Genomic DNA, 25,346 nt, shown 5'->3' with positions numbered 1-25,346 from the left:
TCCGATCATGTTGAAGGCCGCACCGGCGCCAGCCGGCTGAGCTTGGTCATCTGTTTGAATATCAGGCCAGGCGCAACCCGGCTGGCCACCTTCAGCACCTTGCTCAACCCCGGGCATATTTCCAGTTGGCCGGCTTCGATTTGCCGGATGCAGTGCTGCACCATCAGCACCGGGTCCATGCCTTTTTCGTTCTTCATTTCTTCCGCGAACTCGGCCCTGAGCAGCGGTGTTTCGGTGCCGGGTGGGGCAAGCTCCACCACGGTGACGGCGCTGTGCTGAAGCTGTGCCCGCAGGCACTGGGTGTAAGCGTGCAATGCGGACTTGGACGCACTGTAGACGGGCGCCGCCGGAAACGGCACAAACGCCAGCCCGGACGAGACGTTAACAATCAAACCGCGCGGGTGCTTGAGCAGCCAGGGAAGAAACTGCTGGATCATCCGGATCGGGCCGTTCAGGTTGATCTCGATCTCTTCAGTCACGTCCTCCAGCGCCCGCTCCCCGGCCAGCTTGATATTGCGCATCACGCCCGCGTTATTCACCAGCGTATCGAGCCCAGGGAACTGACCGGTGACTGCCGCAAACAGCGTTTGGATGCTGGCGGGGTCGCGCACGTCGCTTTGAAACGTGTGCAGGCTCGGCAGCAGTTGCCGCGCCTCGTCCAGCCTGTGCTGATCGCGGCCCGTCACGATCACGGTATTGCCTCGTGCCACAAGCTGGCGGGCAAGCTCAAGCCCGATACCACTCGAACCTCCCGTCACTAGCACTGTTCGTCCGGTCATCTTCATCGAAACTCTCCAATGGTGGGTCACACGCAAGGAGCTTGAGGGATACACTGGCCTTAAGTAAGTAGGCACCCAAAAGATCTATACGCACCTGAAAGAGAGTGTCCAACGAATGAACAAACATCCTGGCTTTACCGACGAGCAGATTGCCGCCGCTCAGTTTTATGCCCGGCAAACACCCCCGAAGGATCTGGACCCACGGATCGCGCCCCTGGTGACCGACCTGATAGGTCGCGTTGCAGACAAATGGACCATGCTGATTCTTGAAGCCTTGATCGAGACGACGCCGCTGCGCTTCACGCGCCTGAGTGAGCGAGTCGGCGGCATCAGCCAGAAAATGCTGACGCAGACTTTGCGGGGGATGGAGAGGGACGGCCTGGTGGTGCGCAAGGTCTACCCCGTCGTACCGCCGAAGGTTGAATACAGCCTGACAACCCTCGGCTTTACGCTGGGTGCCGCCTTTTGTGGCGTATGGGTCTGGGCGGCAAACAACCTGGAGGAGATTGAACAGGCACGGGCGGATTTCGATCTACGGTGCAACACCGAGTCATAAGGCCGCAAGGCACTGGAGCACCTCTCCAATCCCGTCAATATCGGGAGCCTCGCTCACGGCGGCTTGCGGGCTGCACCATGGGTAACTCAGGCCGGACACCCAGCTCATCACGCTCCCCAGGTCTGACGCCGGCAGTGTATTCAAATGCGGGCGGTTGCCGTCCTTGGCGAGTATGTAGTGCTGAATCGCGAGTTGAGCAGTGCTCATGGTTTTTCCGTCAATTCCCTATCAGGTAATGCTTAGGCCTTCTGGATCAGCTCTCAGAGGTAACAACAGGCTCATCACCGGACTCGGCAGCCAGCTTCAATCGGTCTGCCTTGCTGATGTATTTATCCTTTTTGGCCGGTGCCAATTTGGCGCTGGCCTTTTTGGCCTTGGCCTTGAACAGCTGCTGTAGTTTTTTTTGACGATTCATGTTTTCTATCCGGTGTGTAATCAGTGCTTGCCGGCGTGATTATCCATCTTTCATGCCTTTATCGAAGCAGATTTAATTCACGGCACTCCATAGCGCCACCGCGGTCTGTCCCTATACGCCTCTATTCTCGCCTAGCGGAGCCACCATGATCATCGTCCACCACCTCAACAACTCCCGTTCGCAACGCATCCTGTGGCTGCTCGAAGAACTCGGCCTGCCCTACGAGCTCAAGCGCTACCAGCGCGACCCGAAAACCAACCTCGCGCCCCCTGAACTCAAGGCGATCAATGCCCTGGGCAAATCACCGGTGATTCAAGACGGTCCCCACGTGGTGATCGAGTCCGGCGCCATCATCGACTACCTGATTCGCCGCCATGGCAACGGCCGCCTGCAACCGGATCCGGCCACTGCCACCTATGACGAATACGTGCAATGGCTGCACTTCGCCGAAGGTTCGGCCATGCTGCCACTGATGCTCAACCTGTACGTTGGGCGCCTGGGTGACGCGGGTGCGCCGTTGCATCCGCGTATCGAATCCGAGGTGGCGAACTACCTGGGTTATCTGGACAACGCACTGGGGCTCACGCCGTACCTGGTGGGTGACGAATTGACCGGCGCGGATATCCAGATGAGCTTCATCGGCGAAATCGCCCGGGCTCAGGGCAAGCTGCAGGCCTATCCCAATGTGGCGGCGTGGGTGCAACGGTTCCAGGAACGGCCTGCGTATCGCAAGGCGCTGGAACAGGGTGGCGCATACGCGTTCGCGAAGTAAAAGGCCAGGCGGTTCCGGCGGGTGTTCATCTGTATTGCGTTAATCCCCGGGATGAGGATTACTGTAGGACGCATCCGGCATTGAGATAACACCGCATGTTCGAACTCGCCCCCATCCTGACGTATGTCGCCGTGGTCATCGGCCTTTTCCTGATTCCCGGCCCAGCCGTGCTGCTGGTGATCACCCGCACCCTCCAGGGTGGCCGCAAGGTCGGCATTGCCACCGGGCTGGGGGTGGCCTCGGGCGACCTGATCCATACGCTGTGCGCGGCGCTGGGCCTGTCCGCCATCCTGATGACCTCGGCCGTGGCGTTTAACGTGGTCAAAATCGTCGGCGCCTGTTACCTGATCTACCTGGGCATACGTGCGTTTATGGCCAAGCCTGGCGCCACCACGCGCAAAGACCTGCCCACCGTGACCTCGACCCAGGCGTATTTCCAGGCGGTGGGTGCCGAAGTGCTGAACCCGAAAACCGCGATTTTCTTCCTGGCCTTCCTGCCGCAGTTTATTCACCCGGAATCCGGTTCTTCCCTGGCGCAGTTCGCGGTGTTGGGGTTGATCTTCTCGGGGCTCAGTGCGGTGTACACCACGCTGATTTCGCTGGCGATTCGTCCGTTGAGCCAATGGATGGTGGGCCTTTCAAGGCTGCGCCGTTGGGAGGGGAAGATCATTGGGACGTTGTTCATGGGATTGGGGCTGAAGATTGCTTTCCAGCAGCGTTAATCGGTTGCAAACCGCTGCCTTTTAACCCGGTACATCTCACCATCCGCGTGGCTGAGCAGGCTGTCGGCATCTGCTCCATCCGCCGGGTAAAACGCTACGCCGATACTGCAGGACGGCATCTTGACCGCGCCAAACTCAGCGCTCAGGGGCTGGGTCATCACCGCAACTATCTGCTGCACTTTGGCCGACACGGCTTCCGGTGATTGAATATCCGTCAGCAGCACGGTGAATTCATCCCCGCCCATCCGGGCCACCAGGTCGCTCTCACGCACACACCCTTCCAACCGTCGTGCAATCACGCAAAGCACGCGGTCGCCCACGGCATGCCCGTGCACATCATTGATGGCCTTGAAGTCATTCACGTCCAGAAACAGCAAGGCCAGAGGACTTTTGTGGCGGTGGGCGGCTTGCAGGGCCTCGTCCAACCGGTCATTGAACAGCGAGCGATTGGTGAGGGCCGTCAACGGGTCGTGATGGGCGAGGAAACGCAGCTCTTCCTCCGCCTGCGTCAGGGCGGTTACGTCCCGCGCAACACCGATCCGCGCCCCCACTTCCTCGGACCAGAAGGCCGCCCACAGAATGTGCACCACACTGCCATCCTTGCGGATATAGCGGTTGCGGAAGTCGACGTGGGGCTTGCCATTCATGACCCGCACAATCGACGCCCGGGTGCGGGCCAGGTCTTCAGGGTGCATGTAGTGGGTGATCAGGGTGCCGGTCAGCTCCTCGGCGCGGTACCCCAGCAGCGCTTCGCAGGCATCACTCACAAACACGATCTGATTTTCACTGTCGACCACGAACACCGTATCCAGCATCAAGTGGATCAGTTTGGGATAGAGGGCTTGCAGGTCAACGGGCATAGGTCTGGGGAGCGTCTGGTTCGGATTGGGCGATCATAGCCCGATCCCGAAGGATGGCGAAAAGGAATCATAGCGGCCCGCAGAATAGCCCCCGGAAATGTTGCTGCGCCAACTGCGTCGCCACCAGCAGGCTGCGCCACCCTTCAAGGTCGTAGGAGAGCGCCCGCCAGAGCAGCCACGGCCAATAGTCGCAGAGGTGGAACACGCACCAGATCATTCGACACTCGGTTTTTATAATGAACGAATGATTGCTATGCTGAACACCCGGCGACAAAGCGTCAACCCATTTATGGATGATTTGAAGAACAAATGACCGACATAACGAACAATCTCAATCCAAGCCGAATCGATCTGCTGGCCCTGTCGATCAAGCGCGAACGCCAGGCTGCGGGGCTTTCATTGACTGAACTGGCAAAACGCGCAGGCGTGGCGAAGTCGACCTTGTCCCAGCTGGAGTCCGGCATCGGCAACCCCAGCATCGAGACCCTGTGGTCGTTGGCCACGGCGATGGGCTTGCAGGTGACGCGGTTCTTCGAACAACCCCAGCAACACCTACGGGTAATTCGCGCCAACGAGGGCCTGACCACCTATACCGAAACCGGCCACTACGCGGCCACACTGCTTGCGGATTGCCCGGCGGGCGTGCGTCGCGATATCTACCGGCTCAAGGTACAGCCGGGCGAAGTGCGCCTGTCGCAGCCCCACCCTGCCGGCACCGTCGAGCACGTGCTGCTGTGCAGCGGCAGCGCGAATATCGGCCCGGCCGGTGCGCCTGTGCTGCTGCACGCCGGCGACTACATCAGCTACCTGGCGAATGCGCCCCATGTGTTCGAAGCACTTGAGGCGGATACCACGGCGGTGATGGTGATCGAACATCCCTAAGCCGCGGGGATGTGCCCTCAGGCATGGATAGGCAGGGCCAACCCGAACAGCACAAAAAAACCGCCGCAGACTTTATTGAATCGGCGCCCGGTTCGCGCCAGCCAGGGCCGTACCCGGTGCGCGGCGCTGGCCACCAGGTACTCGACGATGAATTCTACCACGGCGTAGGTCAGGGCGATGGTGAGCGTCTGCGCGATGATGCTCCGGTGCGGGTCCAGGAACGGTGGAATAAACGCGGTGAACAGCAGCAAGGCCTTGGGGTTTGAGATCGCCGATACCAGCCCCTGGCGGAACAGCGGCCAGCTCCGCGAGCTGGTAGTGCCGGTCGCCTCAAGGCTGACCGGTGCCGCGCGCCACAGCCCGAAGCCCAGCCAGATCAGGTACAGCCCACCCGCCACCTTCAAGGCCGTGAACAGGCTGGCCGACGCCTGGATCAGCGCACCCAACCCCAACGCACACAGCGCCAGCACAATCGCAAAACCGAGCACGCCGCCACTGATGGTGAACAGCGTTTTGCGGCTGCCGTGAAGCGCACCGTGGGTCAGCGCCAATAACGCATTGGGCCCTGGCACCACCGCGATGCCGAAGCAGGTAACCAGGTAAAGCAACCAGGTATCAAAGGGCATGGATCCGATCCAGAAGGTGTTGGTTCAAGGCAGAATGTTGCGGGTGAACAAGCGTCCATGAAAAGCGCATAATTCAGGCCTTAGCCATTCGATTAACGAATAGAGGTCAGCGCGATGCCCGCCAGCGATTTGCAACTCGATTGGCTCAAATGCTTTGTGGCCGTGGTAGATGCCGGCTCGTTGTCTGGCGCCGCCCACGAGGTCAACCGCTCGCAGTCCGCCGTCAGCATGCAGATGAAGAAACTCGAAGCCGCCCTTGGACGACAGCTCTTGAGTCGCGGCCCGAGGCACCTGCAACTGACTGCCGATGGCCAGACGCTGCTGAGCTACGCCCGGCGCATGCTCGCCCTGCACGCTGAAACCCAGGCGGCGTTTCACGGTGAAGAGCTGACCGGGCGCATCCGCCTTGGCGTTGCCGAAGACTACGCGGCCCGGTACCTCACGCCGCTGCTCAAACGCTATTCGCCGCGCTACGCCGGTGTGGAAATCGAACTGACCTGTGAACAGTCGACCACGCTGATCCCACAGTTGCGCAGCGGCGATCTTGACCTGGCGCTGGTGTCTCGGGACTCGCCCCAAAGCGGCACCTTCCTGTTCAAGGAGCCCATGGTATGGGTAGGTTCACCGCAATTCGAACTGTGGCGGCGCGACCCGATCCCCATCGCCGTCTACGAAAGCGCAAGCCTCGCCCGGCGGTATGCGGTGAACGCACTCACCCAGCAAGGCCGCGAATTCAAGGTGGTGTACAACAGCTCCAGCCTTGCCGGCCAGGTGGCCGCCGTCGAGGGCGGGCTCGCGATTGCCGCGATTACCCAATGCACCGTGCAGGATTCGCTTCAGGTACTCGGTGACGAGCACGGTTTGGGCAGCATTGAGCCCATGGAGGTTGCGATTCTGCGTAGCCGGGCGTCCCGCGGTTCCAAGGCGGTCAATAGCCTGCATGCGTTCATCATCCGAACGCTGAGGGCTCAGCCTTAGTGGGCAGAGCGTTTCGGCACAATCATCGAGCGCTTCGGCGCAGTGCCCTGCCTACGCGCTGTTTAGGATCAAGGCTCAAACCACGCCTGGACATCACCGCAATGAAACTCAAAGCACTTGCCCCCGCGATCACCCTGATCATGGCCGCCAGCGGACACGCCGCCAGCTTCTCACTCAACAGCCCGGACATTGCCGACCAACGCCCGCTGACGCACCTGCAGGAATTCAACGGCTTCGGCTGCAGCGGCGGCAACACCTCCCCTGCCCTGTCCTGGGCCAACGCCCCGGCGGGCACCAAAAGCTTCGCCATCACCGTCTACGATCCCGACGCCCCGACCGGCAGCGGCTGGTGGCACTGGACGGTGGTGAACCTGCCTGTCACCGTCTCCAGCCTGCCGAGCAATGTGGGCACCCACCTGCCGGCCGGGGCAGTGCAAGGCCGCACGGACTACGGCCAACCCGGCTTCGGCGGCGCCTGCCCGCCCGTGGGTGATAAACCGCATCACTATCAATTCACCGTGTGGGCGTTGAAAGTCGACACCCTGCCGATCGACAATCAATCCAGCGGCGCCCTGGTCGGCTACATGCTCAATGCCAACAGCTTGGCCAAGGCCACAATCACGGCCCCTTACGGACGCTAGTCACGATGGATGTTCACGAAGGTCTGCGGCACCGGGAAAGCATCATCGAAAGCTGCGTGATCAGGGCCCGAGAACACCATACCCTGCAACGCGTGCCGGTCTTCATGACCGCCCTGTGCCGTGTGCGCCAGGGGCAAAAACTGATGCAGTGGGATGAGCGCGAAATGCGCGCCGGCCCCCAGCACCTGATTCTACTGCCGGCGGGCCGCGAGCTTGGGGTGACCAATTTTCCCGGTGCCCAGGGTGACTACATCGCCGACGTGGTGTCGTTTCCGGTGCCGGTGTTGCGTAACTTCGTTGCCCGGTATGGCGCGCAGTTCAAGGGCAGCATGCATGCCGACCTGTGCGTACGCCTGGACAAACAGACCCGACAAGCCTGGGACCAATTGCTGACCGCACTGAGCACCGGCGCCCCGTCGGCCCTGTGCACCCACTATGGCGAGGCCGTGTTGCTCTGCCTGTGCCTGGCCGGCCAGGCGGGACCGTTGCTGATGGATCGCAACGACCCCTTGAGTGAACGCGTGCAGCGGTTGATCGGCAGCAACCTGTCCAGGGACTGGACCGTTGCCACGGTCGCGCAGCAGCTGAATCTGGGGGAATCGACGTTGCGTCGGCAGCTGGCCAATGAGGATGCGAGCTTCAGGGCCATCCTGGAAAATGTTCGGCTGGGGGCGGCGTTGCAACAGCTGCAAACCTCCAGGGATTCCATTGGGGAGATTTCCAGTGCGTGCGGGTATGCGTCGGCGTCGAGGTTTGCGGTGAGGTTCAAGTCACATTATGGGCTTTCGCCGCGCTCATTGCGGGCGGCGATGTGAGGTACACACTACCTGAGTAGCCCGTCACCTGTGGCGAGGGAGCTTGCTCCCGCTGGACTGCGCAGCAGGCCCATTTTTTTGGGGCCGCTGCGCGCCCCAGCGGGAGCAAGCTCCCTCGCCACAGGTACTTCGCGGTTACTGAAGCGCTTTGGCAACCGCATCAAAGGCAAACATATCGTCGATCACCTTGCCACCCGTGGGTTTGGTCTGCGCCTGCCACACCACAATCACCACATTCCTGGTCGGATTGATGTAGAGGTACTGACCAAACGTACCGGCCGCCGTAAAGGCTTTATCCGCTTTGGAAGCGTCGGTCCAACCTGGCCACCACATGGACGCAAAATCACCGTACGCCGCATCTGAACCCGTAGTCGCGCTGGCAAAACTCAACCAGCCTTCAGGCAACACTTGCTGCCCACCGGCCTTGCCACCGCTAAGCACGAACTGCCCAAAACGCCCGTAATCCTCAAGCGTCGCGCTGATACCGCTGCCGCCCACTTCATTGCCATTGAGGCCGTCGAGCCACCACTTGGCATCGGTTTGCATGCCGTAAGGCGCCCAGATCTTCTCGCTCAGGTATTGCGTCAGTGGCTTGCCCACCGCAGCGCTCACCAGTTGCCCCAACACTTGAGTTTCACCGGTGCTGTAGTTGGTGCGAGTGCCAGGCGGCGCGGCAGTGGGCAGGCTGGCCATGAACTTGAGGAGCGACCCGGGCACTTGTTCACTACGCAGTTTGATCAAGTGGCGCTCGTCCGAGGTAGGGTCCGTGTATTGCTCGTTCCACTTGATCCCGGAGCGCATGGACAGGATCTGGCGCACGGTGACCTGGTCGTAACCGCTACCGGCCAACGCGGGTAAATAACGGGTGACCTTGTCATCCAGGCTCTTGATGGAGCCGTCCTGTAGCGCCGCGCCCACCAGCGTCGAGGTGATGGACTTGGCCACCGACATCGACATCCACCGGGTGTCGGCGGTGTTGCCTTTTTCATAACGCTCATCGACGATCTTGCCGTCCTTGAGCACCAACAGCCCGGTTACCCGGTTGATCGCCACGTAGTCATCGAGGCTGTAATGCTTGCCTTTGTAGTCAAAGGCAACCGGCCCGAGTGGCTGGCTGCTGCGGGGTAACGGAAACGGATGGCCGCCCGCCTTGATCGTGCGCGTCGGGAACAATCGGTCGGTATTACGGAAGGTAGTGACCGCCAAGTCCTCGCTGAGCCTGCCGTCATAGATGGCCTGCACGTCGCCAATCGGTTCCTGTACATGGGGATAAGGCTTCGCGGGATCCGGGGTGGCCGCGCAGGCGGTTAACGACAGCGCAAGTGTCGACGCACACACCAACACATGAAGCGCGCTGCGTTCAACCGGGGATGAAGGGCGATGAAGCACGGGCATAAGCACCTCTTTATTATTGTTTGATCGGCCTTGAAACGCTTCGGCACGTCAGCAAAACCGACATGCCGAGGCTCAGGATGCAGCGGGGGATTTTTTCTGGCGCGCGGGATCGGGCCGGATTACGCGCGGAGTCGGGCCATGGGCAATCGCGAGGGTCTACACGGAAGAGAACGCTCTACGCAGGCAGTCTTATCAACGAGACTGATGATTACTATCGAACCAGTCGCCTATTGGCTTACCAAAACCGATTCCTATAATCACCTCCACTTTTCCCCCTCCCGTCTGTCCGCAGGCGAAATCTCCTCCCGGAACCCAACACCATGCCAAGCGCAAGCCGGGCCCCTAGCGGCCTCCCCGAACATAATCAACAAACCGTCCTGCAGCAGTGGCTGGCGATTCTTTCCGTTGCCGTGGGCGCCTTCGCCCTGGTCACCAGCGAGTTCCTGCCGGTAGGCGTACTCAACGACGTCGCCGCCGATCTCGGCATCAGCGCCGGCCATGCCGGCCTGATGGTCACCCTGCCCGGCATCATGGCCGCCCTCGCCGCCCCGTTGCTGTCGGTGGGCATTGGCGCCATGGACCGTCGCTACCTGCTGATCGGCCTGACCCTGATCATGATCATCGCCAACATGGTGGTGGCCTACGCCAGCGACTTCAGCCTGCTGCTGTTCGGCCGCGTACTGCTGGGCATCAGCATCGGCGGCTTCTGGGCCACCGCCATCGCCCTCAGCGGCCGCCTGGCGCCCAAGGGCGTGGGCGTAGCGAAAGCCACCTCGATCATCATGATGGGCGTGACCCTGGCCACCGTCCTCGGCGTACCCGTGGGCACCTGGCTGAGCGGCCTGATGGGCTGGCGCATGACCTTCCTCGTCACCGCACTGGTGGGCATCCCGGTATTGCTTGCGCAGATGTTCCTGCTGCCCCGCCTCGAACCGGAAAAAGCCATTCGCATCGCCGACCTGCCGGCCCTGTTCATCAACCCACAAGCCCGGGTCGGCTTGATCGCCGTATTGCTGATCGGCCTGGCGCACTTTGCCGCGTACACCTACGTCGCGCCGTTCTTCAAAAACAGCTCCGGCTTCGACGGCCCGACCATCGGCTCCCTGCTGCTGCTCTACGGCGTGGCCGGCGTAATGGGCAACGTCTTCGCCGGCTTCGCCGCCAACCGCAGCGTGCGCCATACCTTGTTGCTGGTGGCCCTGATGATCGGCACCAGCACCGCCCTGTTCCCCTACTTCGCCACCGGCATGAGCGGCGCCGTGATGCTGATCGCACTGTGGGGCTTTGCTTTCGGTGCCTTCCCGGCGTGCGCGAGTATCTGGATGTTTGTGGTTGCGCCCAAGGATGTGGAACGTGGCATGCCGCTGTTCGTCGCGTTGTTCCAGGTGATCATTGCCGTCGGCTCGTTCTTTGGCGGGCAGATTGTCGACAAGATGGGCACTTCGGTGCTGTTGAGTTTGTCGACCGCGTTGGTGGGCGCCGGGTTTGTGACGGTGCTGGTGTTGGGGCGCAAGGTGAGTAATAGCCTGGCGGCCCAGCCTGCCTAACAAAACCTGTGTAAATAGAAAAAGGGGATCTATTTTTAATCAAATAGATCCCCTTTTTTGCTTTCCCCTAAGAATCATTGCTCCTATCAGACCCGAGCTGATGGCTTGATAGCGCTTGAGTGGAAAACCAATAACAATAGCGACATGACAGTAAGCGTGATTGACTCAATCAAGTGAGATAGCCATAAACTATGCAAGGAAAATATAGCCCGCCCACCCTTCTGCCTCCACTGCGTTTATTTATAGACGCCCGGAATAAGGCAATCGAGGCTGGGTTTACTGACAACGGCGGTGCAATCCATTCTGTAGAGCGCATACTCGACATACTTTGTCAGCGCGTGAAATATCCCAACCTTCGCCATATCAATAGCTTGAAGACACGCTCAGATGCCGAATGCAGCATTGATGCGCATAATGCCAGGATGCGTGGTGAAAGAGTCTTGATTGAGCATGTGATGCCGCAAAGAGCTTTTGCACAAGAAGTGATCCGACTTGTTACTAGTGGTTGCACAGACGAAGAGATTATTTCCTACATTCAGCAACATTACCGCCTAGTGCTTTTAAGCCCGCAGGAAACATTGGCACTGAACAAGCTTAATAGGTCGAGAATTACACCAGACAGATTGGCTGAGGCGGGCATTGTGATTTTTCAAGCATCGGCCTCAGCCTTTTTTACCGAGGAACAACCAGACTGATTTATTTGACTCACCTGAAATGGCTTATCGCACGCCTGAGGCAGTGAGCACGGCACCTTGCTCCATTGCCTACAGTTGCGTCAGAATCCGCCGGCTTGTGCACCTGGGTTGGCGTCTCTAAGGTTGCTCGGTCGCTGAAAACTCAGTGATCGGGTTTAGTAGCCCGAGGTTCAACCTAACGTGTGCATGAGCTTCATCTGTCGGACGTCCTTGTCTGTGCTTGATGGTGGCTGTGCGTAGGGCGCCCTCGGGCGCGCCGGTTTTTGTTAGGTTCCCCCGGTCTACTAACCTGCGTACAGCTGCCACCCCCTCGTTTAGTAGCAACGGGGTGGAAGCCCAAGCAAGGAACTTAACGATGTTCAAGGTAACGCCGAATCCTCCGGGAACTCCCGATTTGAAACTCAACCAAGCCGCGCAACGTGCCTTGGATCACTATCTCAATCCCTCCTCCGCCAAGACCGCCCCGCCGTCGGGTGCGCTGTTCAGTGTGGCTGCTGATGCCAGCAGTGAAAGTCTGATTACCAATAGCTATGAAACCTTCGCCTCGGTCAGCGCGTTGCTGCTTGATCTATCGGATGAGCTGAGCGGGAAAGACCGTGATGTGGCGTTGGCGATTCACCAGCTTAGTGAGATAGGGGTGCTGTTGGTAGGGAAGCTGATGGATCGGGAGGTGCCTTGTAGCTGAAGTTGGACAGTGTTCAGGCTGCTCAATTAGCTCAATCGACTAGTCGCCGAGGCATTGTAGCCATCTACAGCGCCTCAGCGACGATGAGTGCCGAGTGCCCCATCAGTTGAATGAATCCCCGCCCATGCTGCACTCAATGGCGACTTCCGGCCAAATTCTGCCACTCATTAATTTAAAATACACTTGAGCCGGCCCTCACCTAGATAACTCTACCCGACTCCATCCACCGTTGATGATCGTGATGGCCTTCTCAATCCGAGCGACTGATAGAAGAGGATCTGGACGAACGCTTTCAAGCTTTATGCTTAGCTCATTTTTGCTGCCATCCAGAGTTTTGAGATTCCTCGCTATTAGGGCCCCCAACCGAACTGAAGAATGATGTGCTTTCAGTGTCGTATCCATAGGCATTGTGGTTTCGCTATACCTCACAGTATGCGAACACATCACGTCATCCAGCAACTCCATCGGCAATGCAGGCAGCCCTGCCGCGAGCCAAGCCTCGTGTACAGCCCCCCTCACATCGTGGCCATCAGCACCTTTCACGCTTATCCCTTTAGGCAAAAGCTCCTTCATGGCCTTCTCCACGAACATTAGAGTGTCCCATCGAGCCAGTCCGAAAAACATCGGCCCTTGAAGAATCCGCTGTGCCGCATCCCTGAGATGAATGACCGTGGTCGGAAGCAACTCGGATATCTCGTAAAGGGCGTCATAGAATTCATTGAAATCGTTTGTTAACGCCAACAATCGCTTGGCCGAAATGGATGCAGCTGCACTGTCCGTCAGGTCTTCAACAGCAACCGTCAACGGAATCAGATCCATTCTTGGAACAGGCATCATGAGAAGGTAAGTCGCTCCATCAATACGATATGCTATGCGAGGAAGAGCAAACTCGATATGAGCTCGCGCCCCATAATATTCAATGAGCCAATTATCTACGTTTTGCGCGGCGGCATCCCGAAATGATCCCAGTTCAACTTTAAGTCCATCCTTGCTGATCAGTGACACGGCCGAAAATAAAACTGTCCGAGGATCCAGGTCAACTGAAAGTCGATGCTTTACAAATTGCATGTACTCGTCGAATTGTCCTGCCCCCTCATCAAGTTCTTGCTGGCTTATCAGAATTTTCTGCACTCGTCGTTTCCCTATGTTGAATATGAGATGTCAGGACTGAGTAAAACTGACATAAAACTGAGGTCGGACCACCATTATTTTAAATGTGATCTGACCCCTATTTTTTAATCTCTTCCCAAGAGTCGCGCTACACCTTCAAACACTACGCGTAGAGGCTCAAAAATTTCAGGCTCTTGCTCTGAGATGTTAACAATCCACTCGGCGAAAGGAATCTTCGAATCTTCGTGCGTTGTAAGGATGTTGAAATGATTAAGATCCTCCCTCGGTAAAAGATATGGCTGAATACAAGAAAAATGCTGCGCTGAAATGACCTCAGCATGGGGAGAATTGGTGAGCTGCAAGGCTCCAGCTTCGACAGCGCGGCATCGTATCGCCGGGCTAAAAAAATTCTCAAGACTTCCAGGCCAGATAGTGTGCGGCAAGCCAATTTGGGCCATAAACCGCTCAAATTCCGGAGTAAAAGGCAATCTACACCAATAGACCTTATTGGAGTTATGCTGAACCCATTCTCCACGGCCTCTAAGGCGTGCATTGCTATAGAGTGCTCGACCTTCAGTATCATTATCCACAAGCGCAAATATTTTCCTTCCTGGTGCTAATCCAGATAGAACCCTCCCGTCACGAGCAAGGCTCTCCATCTTAGTTGTGCCACCCGCAGACTCAAACCGAAAAGGCATTTCACCACCAACGAGTACCTCCCACGCTTTAGTGAAAATCATCACATCTGATACACCTTCGACGAATATAATCGATTGATTATGCGCATCCAGCATCTCTGACAACTCAGCCCGATCCTCTTCTTGCCGAAGTATTTTCAGATGTGCGTCTCGGAGATAGACACTGATCACAGGAAGGTGAGGTGTCTCACCCATCAACTCACTAGGCAATGGATCGGTGGGAGCTCCAATTTTAAGTATTGACGAATTAAGACGCCCCTCAATCGTTTGGGAGCGTGTTACAAAGTATCGTGAAATATCATCTTGCTCTAGTGAAAAAAAAGCGGGGCTATGACTAGTTAAAAATATTTGTTTGTTAGATTGTTGCCCGAAGGACCGAAACCTCTCAGCCTCCTCAATTGCGTTTGCCAGTTCCAAAGAATTCTCTGGTTCTTCGAATGCCCATATATGAAAGTCCTCAGAGCTATGCTCAGCCAGGAAGGACAGAATAGGGGCTATATGGCGAACCTGCACCCCGTCACCGCGCTGTAAGGTAAGACTATACGAGTCGCCCGCCTCAGAGGTAGTTTCAAAGTCGAGAGAGCGAAATAAGTCCGTCAGGTCCTTCGGCGTCGTTACTACGCTTGTAATATTTAGGTCTTCAAGTAGCTGCTGGCTTAACCCTTGCGTTCGCTCGCGCAAAGCATTAGTGAAGTTCAACAAAGAGCCAGAAAACTCTACATTTTGCGAAATAACTTTATAAATATTAGCCTGAAGACTTTCAAAAATCTTTCGATCCTTAATCGCCGGTATATAATAGAGTCTAATTTTATTTAAAAAGCGCGACAAATAGTGACGTTTAGCTTCTGGAATAGAACTGGTTATTTGCGCGTCAGAGCCAATCGAAATGCTCCATTGCTTTTTTACCCAGAAGCGTTTCCCTAGCGACGGCCGCCACGTCGCCGGCGTATTAAACCAAACTTTTACATATACAAACTTTCTTATATCCCCTTCTCCGCCCGCTTCAGCTCTACGAGAATGATTAAAATCCTGAGAAAAATTAAAACCTTGATCAGGGCTAGTATGGTTATTGAAAAAAAGATTTAACGCCCTGAGTATATTGCTTTTACCCGAATCATTTCTACCAAAAATAATATTGGTATCGGCGCAGTTATTCAGACTATCCTTATACATCGATCTAAAATATGCAATCTCGATTTGGTCAATTAACTGCATTACAGCTCCGTGTAGTCGTAGCGCTCTTGTTATTGAAAGTTTATTTAACAATCTTGCTTCCAATGTCAGGTTACAAAAGCATTTTCTTTCATTCATAGCGTAATGAACGCCACCTCTAGCGAGGCACAATGCCATCTCGCGAGGAAAAGCACCAGTGAGGCCTCTGGCAATTCGATACGGCTTTAACCTCTTCGGACTTCTTACCTAGGCCGGCGCCCGCTTTACCGGGGAGCCAGGACCGGTCTACTCGATCAGTCAATCACACGCCTAATTAAAAATAGTGTGACTTCAGCGATAGATCGCGAACACGACCCAAAAAATATTTTGTAGGAATCGGGGTCAGGAAGTCGGGGGCAGTCCGCCACTACTTTAAATGTGATCTGCCCCCAACCTTCATACACCCGATCACTCTTTAATGACATCACAGTGGTAAACTAATCCTTTCACCTTAAATATTGAAACTGACTGCACTGAAGTTTCCAGACTGAACGTTGGCATCCAACCTGGGTTATGCATGCGTTCCGGAGTACCCTTATCGAAGAGTACATAGTTAATTCCACCATCGCTACGCTGAACAGAGCGAAATGCAACACCATCAAACTTGTGACGAGAAAATCGAATGTACTCTGCAAGCGCTTGGGTCATTACATAATCTGTATCCCCATTTCTAACGGGGCGTGCGATCAACTCATGCAAATAAGTTAGAAGCAGCCTTCTTTGTGTTCGGCCCTCATGGCTGGGACTGAACAGACTTATTGGATCGTGCTCTAGTAAATCCAAGGCTGTGAAGTCAAAAAACAAAAGGTCTTCTGTTGATATAAATTTCGCGAGGACGATTTCATCGCCAATTGAAGGTCGCACTTCCGCTATACAGGTCTCGGAGTCGCCTGATAAATAGATAAGCGGTACGCCAGCAGGGCTCATCCTATTGTTCGCTGCACGATCTTTAGGTGGAGCCCCTAGTTCAACTTCAGGATTGGCTTGAAAACGGTGTACATCGGACAAATTCTTAGCTATGCGAGCACGGTAAAACTCGCTGCCGGCAGGAAGCTTTTTTATCGCCGAAGGTTTACCTTTTTCTTCCTCCCTATTAGACCAGAGAGCTTCAAAAATAAGCGACTCAAAAAAGCTCTTAACCCTATCATTGAAAAAACGTTGACCATGGATTAGCTGAGTAGACATTGCGTCCCAGTCACCTTCGACCCACCATCGACAATGGTCGTCAGACTCAAATGGACTGGGAGCTCTACAGTACTCCTGCCCAACAGAGTAGAAATCCTCATCATCGGCATCGGGATTAACTAGTCTTTGGGCTATAGCATTGCAAATCTCGACTGACGGACACCCGATGGTTATTCCAATTACCTCATTCAGGCTCATCTCGTAACCCGGATACAGCCCGTAATCGACGTTAAAGTGTTTTTGGAGCGGACCTCGAATGATGCTCGCAATTTTGGACGGGGTTTGGGCCTTGCTTACGACGCTACCGCATACAGCACACGAGCGTGGCTCCATCAGAGAATCAGCCCTTCCCTTCAACCAATCGTCCTTGAAGCACTCCAGGCAGATATACGTGGCTTCTGTTTTTTCGCCTTCTAGAAACGCATCTAGAAATATTTCTCTCATGCTATCTTCCGCTCTGAAAAATTAGCCTAGGACCGCCATTTTTTATAATGGCCTGCCTCCAATTTTCGTTCAATTTTTCTCGGGCATTCAATAATTACGCGTCTGATTTAGGCGTGTACCGCCGTGACTTACTACGCTAGCGGGTGCAACTTGAAACAACGGATTTTCAATTGGCACCGCTAGCACTTGGTTTTCCTGCTCGCAACTTGCACGCTTGGAATCGGAGAAACCGAAGTCACCGGAACCGGATTTTTCGGATTGTTTCTATCAAAGCCAAGTTTGATTTCATGGACCGTTCCGGCCTCCAAACGATAATGAGGCTTGGACGTGCCTTTTTTATAAAAGCCCGCTATTCGGGATATGACATTAACGGCTTCCATGCTGTTGGGCCTATTTTGCTGGATGGCTTAAGGCTACTACACATCCTGTCTTCACGCATCTCACGTCGCTGACAGAATGTTCCCGTGTTGGCACGGCATGATCACCGTCAGCTTGTAGCTAATTGCAGCCCCTCGTAGCAAGCAGCTTCTGGCTTACCCCCCCCCTTAAAGCCCCACCCAACACCGCCGATAACCTCCTACAATCAATCAACCCCCGCTCCCCTACACCCGATTCGCTCCCCGCATGCCCGTATGGCACGTCGCATGCTTGCCTCACCCCGGCCAGTCCACATGGAGTACGAGTGAATGCCTGCCCAAGCCCGTTTCATCGAGCACTACCGCAAAGCCGACCGCATCATGCTCGCCCTGATCTGGCTGATGGCCCTGTTCTCCCTCGGCCTGGCGTTCTGGCAGGACACGCTGCTTCAAGCGCTCTTCATAGGCGGCGGCACCAGCGTGGTGCTGACCCTGGCCTATCGCGTCATCGGCGGCACCCGCCTGATACGTTGCGCCCTTGGCATCGGCCTGATGGTCATGGCGTTGCACATCAACCAGGCCCAGGGTGTCATCGAATCGCACTTCGGTATCTTCGCGCTGCTGGCGGTGCTGACGTTCTACCGCGACTGGCTGCCTATCCTGGTGGCCGCCGTCACCATCGCGGTACACCACGTGGTGTTTCATGCCTTGCAGCACCAGGGTTTCCCGGTGTTTGTGATGGAGCATCACGGCGGCTGGAGCATGATTTTCGTCCACGCGTTCTACGTGGTGATGGAGACGGTCGCCCTGCTCTACCTCGCGGTGCACAGCCAGACCGAAGCGGTAGAAAGCCAGGAAATGCTCGAAAAAATGCTCGCCGTCACCACGCAGTTCAGCGGTGAGGCCGTCAAGGGCAGTCCGGAAAAGTGCATGTCTCCCTTGCCACCCGTTTCGATCACTTTACGGCCTGATCGACGGCGTCGCCCGCGACTCCCACGGCCTCGGCCAACTGGGTCAGGAGCTGGCTCACGCCAGCGGCACCTTCAAAAAAGGCGCGCGCCACCAACTGGCGGAAATCGCCCAGATGACCGGTTCCATGCAGCGCATGGACTAATGGCCGACAGTAGCCGCTCATGACAGACCACTTCCAGCCAAGCCAGTGAGCCACTCCAACCCTATCGGCGAACAAAACCAAAACACCCCGCACTTCAACCAAAGGCGGGGCGTTCTCTCCAGCATCACTTCACATCAATCACATCGCCGTATGAAAAATCTGCTCAATCTCATCCTGATTGGCAGGACGCGGATTGGTAAAACCGCAGGCATCTTTCATGGCATTGGCTGCCAGGGTCGGAATATCGTCAGCCTTCACACCCAGCTCAACGAGCCCACTCGGAATCCCCACATCCGCAGACAGTTTACGGATGGCCGTGATAGCCGCCGCAGCACCCTTCTCCGCATCCAGTTGCTGAGTCTCAACCCCCATCGCATGAGCGATATCCTTAAACCGGGCCGGACATACGCTGGCGTTGAAGCTCGACACATGGGGCAGCAGGATCGCGTTGCACACGCCGTGAGGCAGGTCGTAGAAACCGCCCAGTTGGTGCGCCATGGCGTGCACGTAACCCAGCGAAGCATTGTTGAAGGCCATGCCGGCAAGGAATTGCGCGTAGGCCATGTTTTCCCGGGCGGTCATGTTGTCACCCTGGGCAACGGCGGTGCGCAGGTTGGCCGAGATCAATTCGATGGCTTTGAGTGCACAGGCATCGGTGATCGGCGTGGCCGCCGTCGACACGTAGGCTTCGACGGCGTGGGTCAGTGCGTCCATGCCGGTGGCGGCGGTCAGGCCTTTGGGCATGGCGGCCATCAGCGAGGGGTCGTTGACGGATAACAGGGGGGTGACGTTGCGGTCGACGATGGCCATTTTCACGTGGCGGACTTCGTCGGTGATGATGCAGAAACGGGTCATTTCACTCGCCGTGCCGGCGGTGGTGTTGATGGCGATCAGTGGCATTTGTGGTTTGGCGGATTGGTCGACGCCTTCGTAGTCGCTGATGTGCCCACCGTTGGCGGCGCACAGGGCAATGCCCTTGGCGCAGTCATGGGGGGAACCGCCGCCCAGGGAAATAATGAAATCACAGTCGCTGCGGGCCAGCAATTCAAGGCCCTTTTCCACGTTGCTGACGGTCGGATTCGGTTTGGCGCCGTCAAACAGGGTGGAGTCGATGTCTTGCTGGGCCAGCAGGCCGGCGACCTTGGCCGCCACGCCGGCTTTGGCCAGGCCGGCATCGGTGACGATCAAGGCTTTGCGGAATCCGTACTTGCGGATTGCGAGCATCGCCTCGTCGAGGCTGCCAATGCCCATCATGTTCACGGAAGGAATGAAGAAGGTGCTACTCATGATAAATCCTCTTTTTATTATGGAGACACGGGAGTCAGTGAGGTTTTCTACTCATCTCGCAGGTGATGCGGCGCCTCTTGTTGTCATCGTTGACGATCACAAAGCTGAGCCTAAACCTATGGCGTCAGACCGAAATGGTCCTTTAGCGGGCATTGACACCTCCTTTAGTACTGGAAGCAGGGCTTCACCCACTCCATGGGGAGCGGCAGCAAAATCTGACTTGCGCAGACCCAGCCCCGCCCGGATGGTTATGATGGTTCGCTGAGCAACAACCCTCACCGACTCTCCTGTGCAGGAACTGATCGGGCTGTCCGTCAGCGTGTTTGTTCTCGGGTATCTGCCCTGGGCCTGCGGTCGCCCTTCTGTTTACCGGGCACTGGCAAATTCTCATCTTCGTAGTGGCGATGCTGGCGGGTATGCATGTGTTTTCCAGCCTGGAAGGCCGGCGCACGTCTTGATGGGGTTTGACCCCGATTTTTACTGAACGCAACTCAAGGACGGCTTCATGGAACGACTCCAACCTCGTGGCATTGATGCGGACGGTTATATCCTCACCGTGTCCAACGTCGAGACGCAGCCACAGTTTCAGGCTTTGCTGACGGACGTTTGCATGACGCTCGCGCGGCCGGAACCTCTGCTGGACGGGATTTATCTTTATGGCAGTGTCGCGAGAGGCGACGCCGTGCCGGGGTTTTCTGACCTTGACCTAACCCTTATTCTGCACAGCCCACCTACGTCGCAGGATCTGGAAATGCTGGAGTCGAAAAGGCGCACGCTGGAAAGTCGGCATGCCGAAGTCACCAAGATCGATTTCGATATCGGTAGTCGTGCTGAAGTATTGGCACCTGACAATCGATTGAGCTGGGGGTATTGGCTCAAGCATCACTGTCGTTGCTTATGGGGCGATGATCTGACCCAACGCTTCGACCGGTTCAAGCCGTCGCGCGCTATCGCCATTGCCGTGAATGGTGACTTTGAATCCGTGCTGACCCGGTATGCCGACCTTATCGACCAGGCGACCACACCGACGCAATCGCTACGCTTGCAGCGAGAAGCTTCGCGCAAACTCATCCGGTCAACTCAAGTGCTTCGCTCTGAACAGGACCTGATGTGGCCGCAAACACTGGAAGAGCTTGTCGAGCAGTTTGTTCAGCATTACCCGAGTATGAGAATGCAGATCTCTTTTTTCTTGTCCCAGGCAAGAAACCCGGATGCCAAGCCAAAGAAATTTACGACTCAGCTCCATGATTTTTTGACCTGGATGGCTACACAAACCGGTTGAATCCATAACGCGCCTATGAAATCAGGGGCGATTCATGTACCTACAGATGGGTTATCACGCATGCCATTACCGCGAAATTCGATATCCATAACCTGTTGGTTACTCCATGGGGTTGCTGAATTGAGTGAGTCATCCTAAGCGTTACTGGATCATCATCGGAAGATACGCTTCCAAGCGAAAACAGGCTTTGGATCAACTTCCGCTGAATGACCGATACCCCTCTTCTTATTGATGAGTCTCAGCCTCCTCTGCGGGGTAAAACTCGCCCTCCTTCCCCATTTTTTTCAGCCGTTCGCGCACAATTACCTCAACGCTGGCTAAGGCGGTTTGATCGTCAGGGTTGACCAACTGCAAGCACAAGCGTTGGACATTCTGATCGTGGGTGCCCTCGCTCATCATCTCGTGGGTGAAGACCTGTTCGCCACGCCATAGGCATAGCTGGGTATGCGTCCCGCCAAGCCATATTTCGTTGATTGATCCAAGGTCGGTGGTCGCTAGTTGATCGACGGTGATTGTCTTATCCATTGCGCTGTACCTTACCCATGAGTAGATACAGGTAGACTTGCCGGCATAGCGGGTCGTTCCACGCGTTGGCAGTTCAACCGGGCTAATGGTGGTTAAGCACGTCCCGGTTAGAACCAGGACAATTGACGATTGAAGATGCACAGTACGAGCCGATAAGGGCCATCACATGACTGATCCTGCTGTTTTACATGCAAATGACCGCGCTTGGATCAACTTTGATCTCCCCTCCTCGGGCCGATACTGCCAGCTCACAGATGGCATGCAGCCTACGGAACGACCGGCTGCTATCGGCCAAAAGCGGACACTTGCCGAACTCTTCGGGCCTTGCTTGGATCCCCCAAATCCGAGAAATGGTGATTTTTTAAGTAAGGAGCACAGCAAGCGGTTCAACACGATGAGGGCTGGTCTGTCTTTACCGATTGGTGGGTTATGCTGGTTTAGTGATCGAGACATTGAGAAGCAGCAAGAGCAAAAAATTGACCGACGAAGAGATGCACCAAACATTGTTTGACGACGCTGAGGGATTTTCGTCCGCGAGCATTGTCCTGGTGGAAGAGTATTAGCCAGCAAGCGTCGGCCTTGCGCGGCTTACCTATAATTTTTGAGCTTTGTTTATGACTAATGTCGAAGAAATTGGCAAGAATGATTATATTGACGGATTTGGCTATCCTTTCTCGGCTGTAGAAAAGCGACAGGAACAATACTACTTGGGAGATAGTGGTGCGACTGAGCTACTCCAGCGCCTAGATAAATTATTGCCAGCTATATTGGAGAGGCCTGAGAGCACTCTTGAAGCTTTGTTTGTGCTAAGGATGTTGAAAGACATTGCCGACGTCAACATTCCGGAAACTTTGTTGAGTATAGTGTTTACTAGCTTTGATGCCTCGGAGTTGCACGAGCACGGCTACGGTACATACTTATGGGTCGAAGATCCGGGCAGGCTTTTAATTACTGAAATACTCGACTTGGTTTTTGAATACCGACGCCCCGCAGATATGGCTAGCATTATGAATATGCTATCCTGGGATCTTTTCCATATACCAAGTCATATATTTATGTTAATTAGGAAGCACAGATGGAACGAGCTGCAAAATAGAATAAATAGCAGATATGATATACAGTCAGAGTATGATCCAATGATCAGGACTCAGCACTTTTTAACTGAAGAAGCTTTAAAAAAAGAATGGTCTTCGGAGGATGAGCTTTTAAGTTCCACACACAAAGAACTCATTGCTTTAAGGCTAGGGCTGAGCACGGTTACTAAACCGGTATTATATGTGGAGGGAAAAACAGATCGCATGATTCTGAATACTGCATATAGCAAGCTTTTTCCAAACGAAGAAATCCCATTCTTAATTAAGGAGTGCGATGTAACCGGAGGAAATAAAGGCGGCTCTGGAGGTGCACAAACGCTTTGCACCTTTATATCCACAGTCAGAAAGGATAGCGCTTATCCAGCTTTGGCATTATTTGATAATGATCGAGAAGGCATGGAAGCTTACAAAAAGCTTCCGAAATATTTCAAGGATAGAGGCGAGGGCAGGTATGCTAAGCAAGGAAAACTTTCTGAAAGTGGTCGAGCTGGAGCGATGTTGATACCCGCCTCTAATGATCGGCGCAAATATGTGGAGATGCAGAATTACTCTATAGAATTTCTCTTTGACGATGATGTGCTAGGCTACAAAAATGATCAGGGATATGGTCTTGTATTAAGATATCCTGATTTAGAGGTTAGAGTAAAAAATGGTTCTGGTTTGGTAGTCGAAACAAGGAAGAGTGACATTCTGGAAACCAGAGAGATTTCAGATGGAAAGCTTGTGTTTGCGAGGGACATTGTTCCGGAGCTGGACAGCTCTAGATTTTCTCGGTTTTCTAGCCTTTTCTGGGATGTAAAAGATTTCCTGCTTTCTGACATGAAAACTTTTTCTAACGAATGAGAGCCACGTTCGCGTCTCAAATGAGGCAGGTATAACGGAACTATATTTATTAGTTTCGAGATGATTTTTTAGGGGCTGCTTACGGTCGGCAGCAGGCCTATGGCTGACCGGCCTACCCGTCAATTTAGAGGCCGCATTCGGCCAGAACCGCCCCTCACATCAGATTGCTTTCGCCCCGTTGCAGTAACTCGTAGGACTTAAAACCAAAGCGGTTCAGGTTTTTTCAGGGCGGTTGAACAGGGCTTTACCTGCACCAACGTTTTCAGCAGAATCGGTCCAAAGTAGACGCATGGATTCGCAGAAAATGAAGACGTAACGTGAGAACCGCGTATATCTTCCTCCAGTATGTTTTCTATGGGGGGCTGACGCAACACAGCAAACACGGAGTACGTATGAAAAAGGAAGGTCGTCAGGCACATTCAACCGAAAAAAAACCGCAACGCATTTCTCGGCTGCTTGCAAGTAGCTGCATGGTCAGAAAATGAGCATATGCAGCCGATGCGGTAATACCATTGAGTTTCGTTATGTCAATGGTAGGTGCACGCCCATACATATTCAGGGGGCTTGCATCAGTGCAGGTAATTCAATGGTTACCGATTACTCGGGTTATACTATTAGTTTGGAAAGCACTTGCTTTTGTACACACTGCCCGATTTGCAGAAGTGAAGTTTATTTCATTCGACATAATGGCGGTTCAGTTTGGATCGACCCACCATTAGGCCCACCATGGTTTAAGCACGCATGCTTCGAACCTGACTCCAACATAAAAAGCACTTTGCTATCAGCAAGTGAAAACCACTATCATCCTACCCAAAATGAAATAATAGGTGTTGTTAAGGCTTCCCATGTTGACAATCTGAAAGCGTATACCAGGCTAACAATTGAAACAGGCAAGTTGGACAATATAAATTTAAAAGTAAAAAACAATGCAGGCTTCCTCTTGGGCAAGCTATGTGTATATGAGCCTGCTTCCGGTCGCATATGGCCAGCAGAAGCCCCCTCATATATATTTGGCACGGACAAGTGGGTCAATAGAAAAAGGAAGAACCTCGTAAAAAATAACATGACTATCTGCCCTAAATGCAACAAAAGTATAAAGGAGCAGAATATGAAGATGCATATGAGAAACATCCATGGATACATCTAAGAATGTGCTGAAACCACCCATGACTGCAAAGGCCTTTGTAGTTGATGTACCGAAAAGTGGACTGATTTATTTTTCTATCACTCTCCATTTTTAGCCGATTGCTGCCCTTCAGGTGTTTTAATATTGTCCGTCAAGAAGCTTGCTTGGGCCTAGCTTGAGGCGTCCATGGCCGAGGACTGATGAACGCTTTATCATTGCAGCAACGAGTTCGAGCAAAAGATCATGAGCAGTGACGAAAACGAGCACAAAATCACTCTGCCCCCCGGCTCTCGATTTCGGCGACAGGCTGGTCCGTATGACTTAGATACCGGCCATCCGTGTTACGCCGTCCAGGTAATCGCGCTGGATGAGAAGGCGAGACGCCGGGTCGAGGACAACTCACAGATCATGGGCACTCCTGGCAAGCACTTTTATGTGTGGGATATCAAGAACGGCTCGACTTGGCCTGTTTTCCTGACCCTGACAGTGGATGGAGTGACGGTAGGCAAGGACAACGACTGACAAACTGTTCGAGGAAACCGAAGCATGGAGCCCCATCATACGCTGATAGCTTTAGGTTTGATTATTGCCGCGATAATTGCGGCGAATACTTCAGACTGCAATCCACCGGCACATACAGCATCCTCGACGCAGCAAGCGAAGCAGATCTGCGATGAAGTTTACGATGACAGCGAGGACGCT

At 54.8% G+C, this 25,346-nt stretch carries 25 protein-coding genes and 2 pseudogenes; 16 read left to right on the top strand and 11 right to left on the bottom strand.

Features of this window, described 5'->3' with window-relative positions; translation table 11 throughout:
• Positions 1–5: 5 nt before the first annotated feature.
• Entirely contained in the window at positions 6–785 is a 780-nt protein-coding gene (locus tag C0058_RS13240) for an SDR family oxidoreductase (protein ID WP_102368776.1), read from the bottom strand.
• A 109-nt stretch (positions 786–894) separates the two neighbouring features.
• Here C0058_RS13240 and C0058_RS13235 point away from each other — a divergent pair, with 109 nt between their 5' ends.
• Positions 895–1,335, top strand: a complete 441-nt coding sequence (locus tag C0058_RS13235; protein ID WP_003215603.1) for a helix-turn-helix domain-containing protein — start codon at positions 895–897, stop codon at positions 1,333–1,335.
• On the opposite strand, the gene C0058_RS13230 is transcribed toward C0058_RS13235, so the two are convergent.
• Entirely contained in the window at positions 1,330–1,542 is a 213-nt protein-coding gene (locus C0058_RS13230) for a hypothetical protein (protein WP_102368775.1), read from the bottom strand. The two genes, C0058_RS13235 and C0058_RS13230, sit on opposite strands and share 6 nt — an antisense overlap.
• A 46-nt stretch (positions 1,543–1,588) precedes the next feature.
• Entirely contained in the window at positions 1,589–1,750 is a 162-nt protein-coding gene (locus C0058_RS13225) for a DUF2986 domain-containing protein (RefSeq protein WP_008434728.1), read from the bottom strand.
• A 145-nt stretch (positions 1,751–1,895) separates the two neighbouring features.
• Between C0058_RS13225 and C0058_RS13220 the strand changes: the two genes are divergently transcribed.
• On the top strand, positions 1,896–2,522 hold the full coding sequence (locus tag C0058_RS13220; RefSeq protein ID WP_102368774.1) for a glutathione S-transferase family protein: 627 nt from the start codon (positions 1,896–1,898) through the stop codon (positions 2,520–2,522).
• Between the two features lie 95 nt (positions 2,523–2,617).
• Complete coding sequence (locus C0058_RS13215) at positions 2,618–3,244, top strand: LysE family translocator (RefSeq protein WP_102368773.1); 627 nt, start codon at positions 2,618–2,620, stop codon at positions 3,242–3,244.
• Here C0058_RS13215 and C0058_RS13210 read toward each other — a convergent pair.
• On the bottom strand, positions 3,241–4,104 hold the full coding sequence (locus tag C0058_RS13210; RefSeq protein WP_102368772.1) for a sensor domain-containing diguanylate cyclase: 864 nt from the start codon (positions 4,102–4,104) through the stop codon (positions 3,241–3,243). The two genes, C0058_RS13215 and C0058_RS13210, sit on opposite strands and share 4 nt — an antisense overlap.
• A 309-nt stretch (positions 4,105–4,413) precedes the next feature.
• On the opposite strand from C0058_RS13210, the gene C0058_RS13205 reads away from it, so the two are divergent.
• On the top strand, positions 4,414–4,986 hold the full coding sequence (locus C0058_RS13205) for a helix-turn-helix domain-containing protein (protein WP_102368771.1): 573 nt from the start codon (positions 4,414–4,416) through the stop codon (positions 4,984–4,986).
• 17 nt (positions 4,987–5,003) lie between these two features.
• On the opposite strand, the gene C0058_RS13200 is transcribed toward C0058_RS13205, so the two are convergent.
• A complete protein-coding gene (locus C0058_RS13200) occupies positions 5,004–5,612 on the bottom strand; it encodes a LysE family translocator (protein WP_102368770.1) in 609 nt (202 codons plus the stop codon).
• 114 nt (positions 5,613–5,726) lie between these two features.
• Between C0058_RS13200 and C0058_RS13195 the strand changes: the two genes are divergently transcribed.
• The 3 genes from C0058_RS13195 to C0058_RS13185 all read left to right on the top strand — a co-directional run bounded on the left by C0058_RS13195 (position 5,727) and on the right by C0058_RS13185 (position 8,046).
• Entirely contained in the window at positions 5,727–6,590 is an 864-nt protein-coding gene (locus C0058_RS13195; protein ID WP_102368769.1) for a LysR family transcriptional regulator, read from the top strand.
• A gap of 101 nt (positions 6,591–6,691) precedes the next feature.
• Positions 6,692–7,231 carry a kinase inhibitor gene (locus tag C0058_RS13190; RefSeq protein WP_102368768.1) on the top strand — a complete coding sequence of 180 codons (540 nt, stop codon included), beginning with the start codon at positions 6,692–6,694 and terminating at the stop codon, positions 7,229–7,231.
• A gap of 5 nt (positions 7,232–7,236) precedes the next feature.
• On the top strand, positions 7,237–8,046 hold the full coding sequence (locus C0058_RS13185) for an AraC family transcriptional regulator (protein ID WP_102368767.1): 810 nt from the start codon (positions 7,237–7,239) through the stop codon (positions 8,044–8,046).
• A gap of 135 nt (positions 8,047–8,181) precedes the next feature.
• Here C0058_RS13185 and C0058_RS13180 read toward each other — a convergent pair whose 3' ends face one another.
• A complete protein-coding gene (locus C0058_RS13180) occupies positions 8,182–9,441 on the bottom strand; it encodes a serine hydrolase (protein ID WP_102368766.1) in 1,260 nt (419 codons plus the stop codon).
• A gap of 320 nt (positions 9,442–9,761) precedes the next feature.
• Here C0058_RS13180 and C0058_RS13175 point away from each other — a divergent pair, with 320 nt between their 5' ends.
• The 3 genes from C0058_RS13175 to C0058_RS13165 all read left to right on the top strand — a co-directional run bounded on the left by C0058_RS13175 (position 9,762) and on the right by C0058_RS13165 (position 12,368).
• Positions 9,762–10,988 (top strand): MFS transporter, encoded by a 1,227-nt coding sequence (locus C0058_RS13175; RefSeq protein WP_102368765.1) that lies wholly within the window; start codon positions 9,762–9,764, stop codon positions 10,986–10,988.
• A 191-nt stretch (positions 10,989–11,179) separates the two neighbouring features.
• Positions 11,180–11,683: a hypothetical protein gene (locus C0058_RS13170; protein WP_102368764.1), complete on the top strand. Its 504-nt coding sequence runs from the start codon at positions 11,180–11,182 to the stop codon at positions 11,681–11,683.
• Between the two features lie 355 nt (positions 11,684–12,038).
• Positions 12,039–12,368: a DUF6124 family protein gene (locus tag C0058_RS13165; protein WP_102368763.1), complete on the top strand. Its 330-nt coding sequence runs from the start codon at positions 12,039–12,041 to the stop codon at positions 12,366–12,368.
• A 195-nt stretch (positions 12,369–12,563) separates the two neighbouring features.
• On the opposite strand, the gene C0058_RS13160 is transcribed toward C0058_RS13165, so the two are convergent.
• The 3 genes from C0058_RS13160 to C0058_RS13150 form a co-directional block, all read right to left on the bottom strand.
• Positions 12,564–13,499 (bottom strand): hypothetical protein, encoded by a 936-nt coding sequence (locus tag C0058_RS13160; RefSeq protein ID WP_102368762.1) that lies wholly within the window; start codon positions 13,497–13,499, stop codon positions 12,564–12,566.
• 104 nt (positions 13,500–13,603) lie between these two features.
• Positions 13,604–15,391 carry an ATP-dependent endonuclease gene (locus C0058_RS13155; protein WP_102368761.1) on the bottom strand — a complete coding sequence of 596 codons (1,788 nt, stop codon included), beginning with the start codon at positions 15,389–15,391 and terminating at the stop codon, positions 13,604–13,606.
• A gap of 405 nt (positions 15,392–15,796) precedes the next feature.
• Positions 15,797–17,017, bottom strand: a complete 1,221-nt coding sequence (locus C0058_RS13150) for an RES family NAD+ phosphorylase (RefSeq protein WP_102368760.1) — start codon at positions 17,015–17,017, stop codon at positions 15,797–15,799.
• Between the two features lie 686 nt (positions 17,018–17,703).
• On the opposite strand from C0058_RS13150, the pseudogene C0058_RS13145 reads away from it, so the two are divergent.
• A pseudogene (locus C0058_RS13145) lies at positions 17,704–18,484 on the top strand (methyl-accepting chemotaxis protein); the annotation flags it as partial.
• Positions 18,485–18,625: 141 nt separating this feature from the next.
• Here the strand turns inward: C0058_RS13145 and yiaY are convergent.
• Positions 18,626–19,774 (bottom strand): L-threonine dehydrogenase, encoded by a 1,149-nt coding sequence (gene yiaY, locus C0058_RS13140; protein WP_102368759.1) that lies wholly within the window; start codon positions 19,772–19,774, stop codon positions 18,626–18,628.
• 329 nt (positions 19,775–20,103) lie between these two features.
• Between yiaY and C0058_RS33035 the strand changes: the two are divergent.
• Positions 20,104–20,232, top strand: a pseudogene (locus C0058_RS33035) (DUF6691 family protein); the annotation flags it as partial.
• Positions 20,233–20,279: 47 nt separating this feature from the next.
• A complete protein-coding gene (locus C0058_RS13135; RefSeq protein ID WP_102368758.1) occupies positions 20,280–21,056 on the top strand; it encodes a nucleotidyltransferase domain-containing protein in 777 nt (258 codons plus the stop codon).
• A gap of 225 nt (positions 21,057–21,281) precedes the next feature.
• On the opposite strand, the gene C0058_RS13130 is transcribed toward C0058_RS13135, so the two are convergent.
• Positions 21,282–21,581, bottom strand: a complete 300-nt coding sequence (locus tag C0058_RS13130; protein ID WP_102368757.1) for a hypothetical protein — start codon at positions 21,579–21,581, stop codon at positions 21,282–21,284.
• 166 nt (positions 21,582–21,747) lie between these two features.
• Between C0058_RS13130 and C0058_RS32630 the strand changes: the two genes are divergently transcribed.
• The 3 genes from C0058_RS32630 (at position 21,748) to C0058_RS13115 (ending at position 25,166) form a co-directional block, all read left to right on the top strand.
• Positions 21,748–22,092, top strand: coding sequence for a hypothetical protein (locus C0058_RS32630; protein ID WP_158660286.1), 345 nt, complete (start codon positions 21,748–21,750; stop codon positions 22,090–22,092).
• A 103-nt stretch (positions 22,093–22,195) separates the two neighbouring features.
• The gene (locus C0058_RS13125; RefSeq protein ID WP_102368756.1) at positions 22,196–23,518 is read left to right on the top strand and encodes a hypothetical protein; all 1,323 of its coding nucleotides are present in this window, start codon (positions 22,196–22,198) and stop codon (positions 23,516–23,518) included.
• A 1,369-nt stretch (positions 23,519–24,887) separates the two neighbouring features.
• Positions 24,888–25,166, top strand: a complete 279-nt coding sequence (locus C0058_RS13115; RefSeq protein ID WP_102368754.1) for a hypothetical protein — start codon at positions 24,888–24,890, stop codon at positions 25,164–25,166.
• The last annotated feature ends 180 nt before the right edge of the window (positions 25,167–25,346 follow it).

Origin of the sequence: Pseudomonas sp. NC02 (genome assembly GCF_002874965.1) — a bacterium.
In the GTDB taxonomy this organism is placed as follows: Bacteria; Pseudomonadota; Gammaproteobacteria; order Pseudomonadales; family Pseudomonadaceae; genus Aquipseudomonas.
The sequence above is the reverse complement of the archived record's forward strand: the minus strand, read 5'-3'. Positions and strand labels throughout refer to the sequence as shown.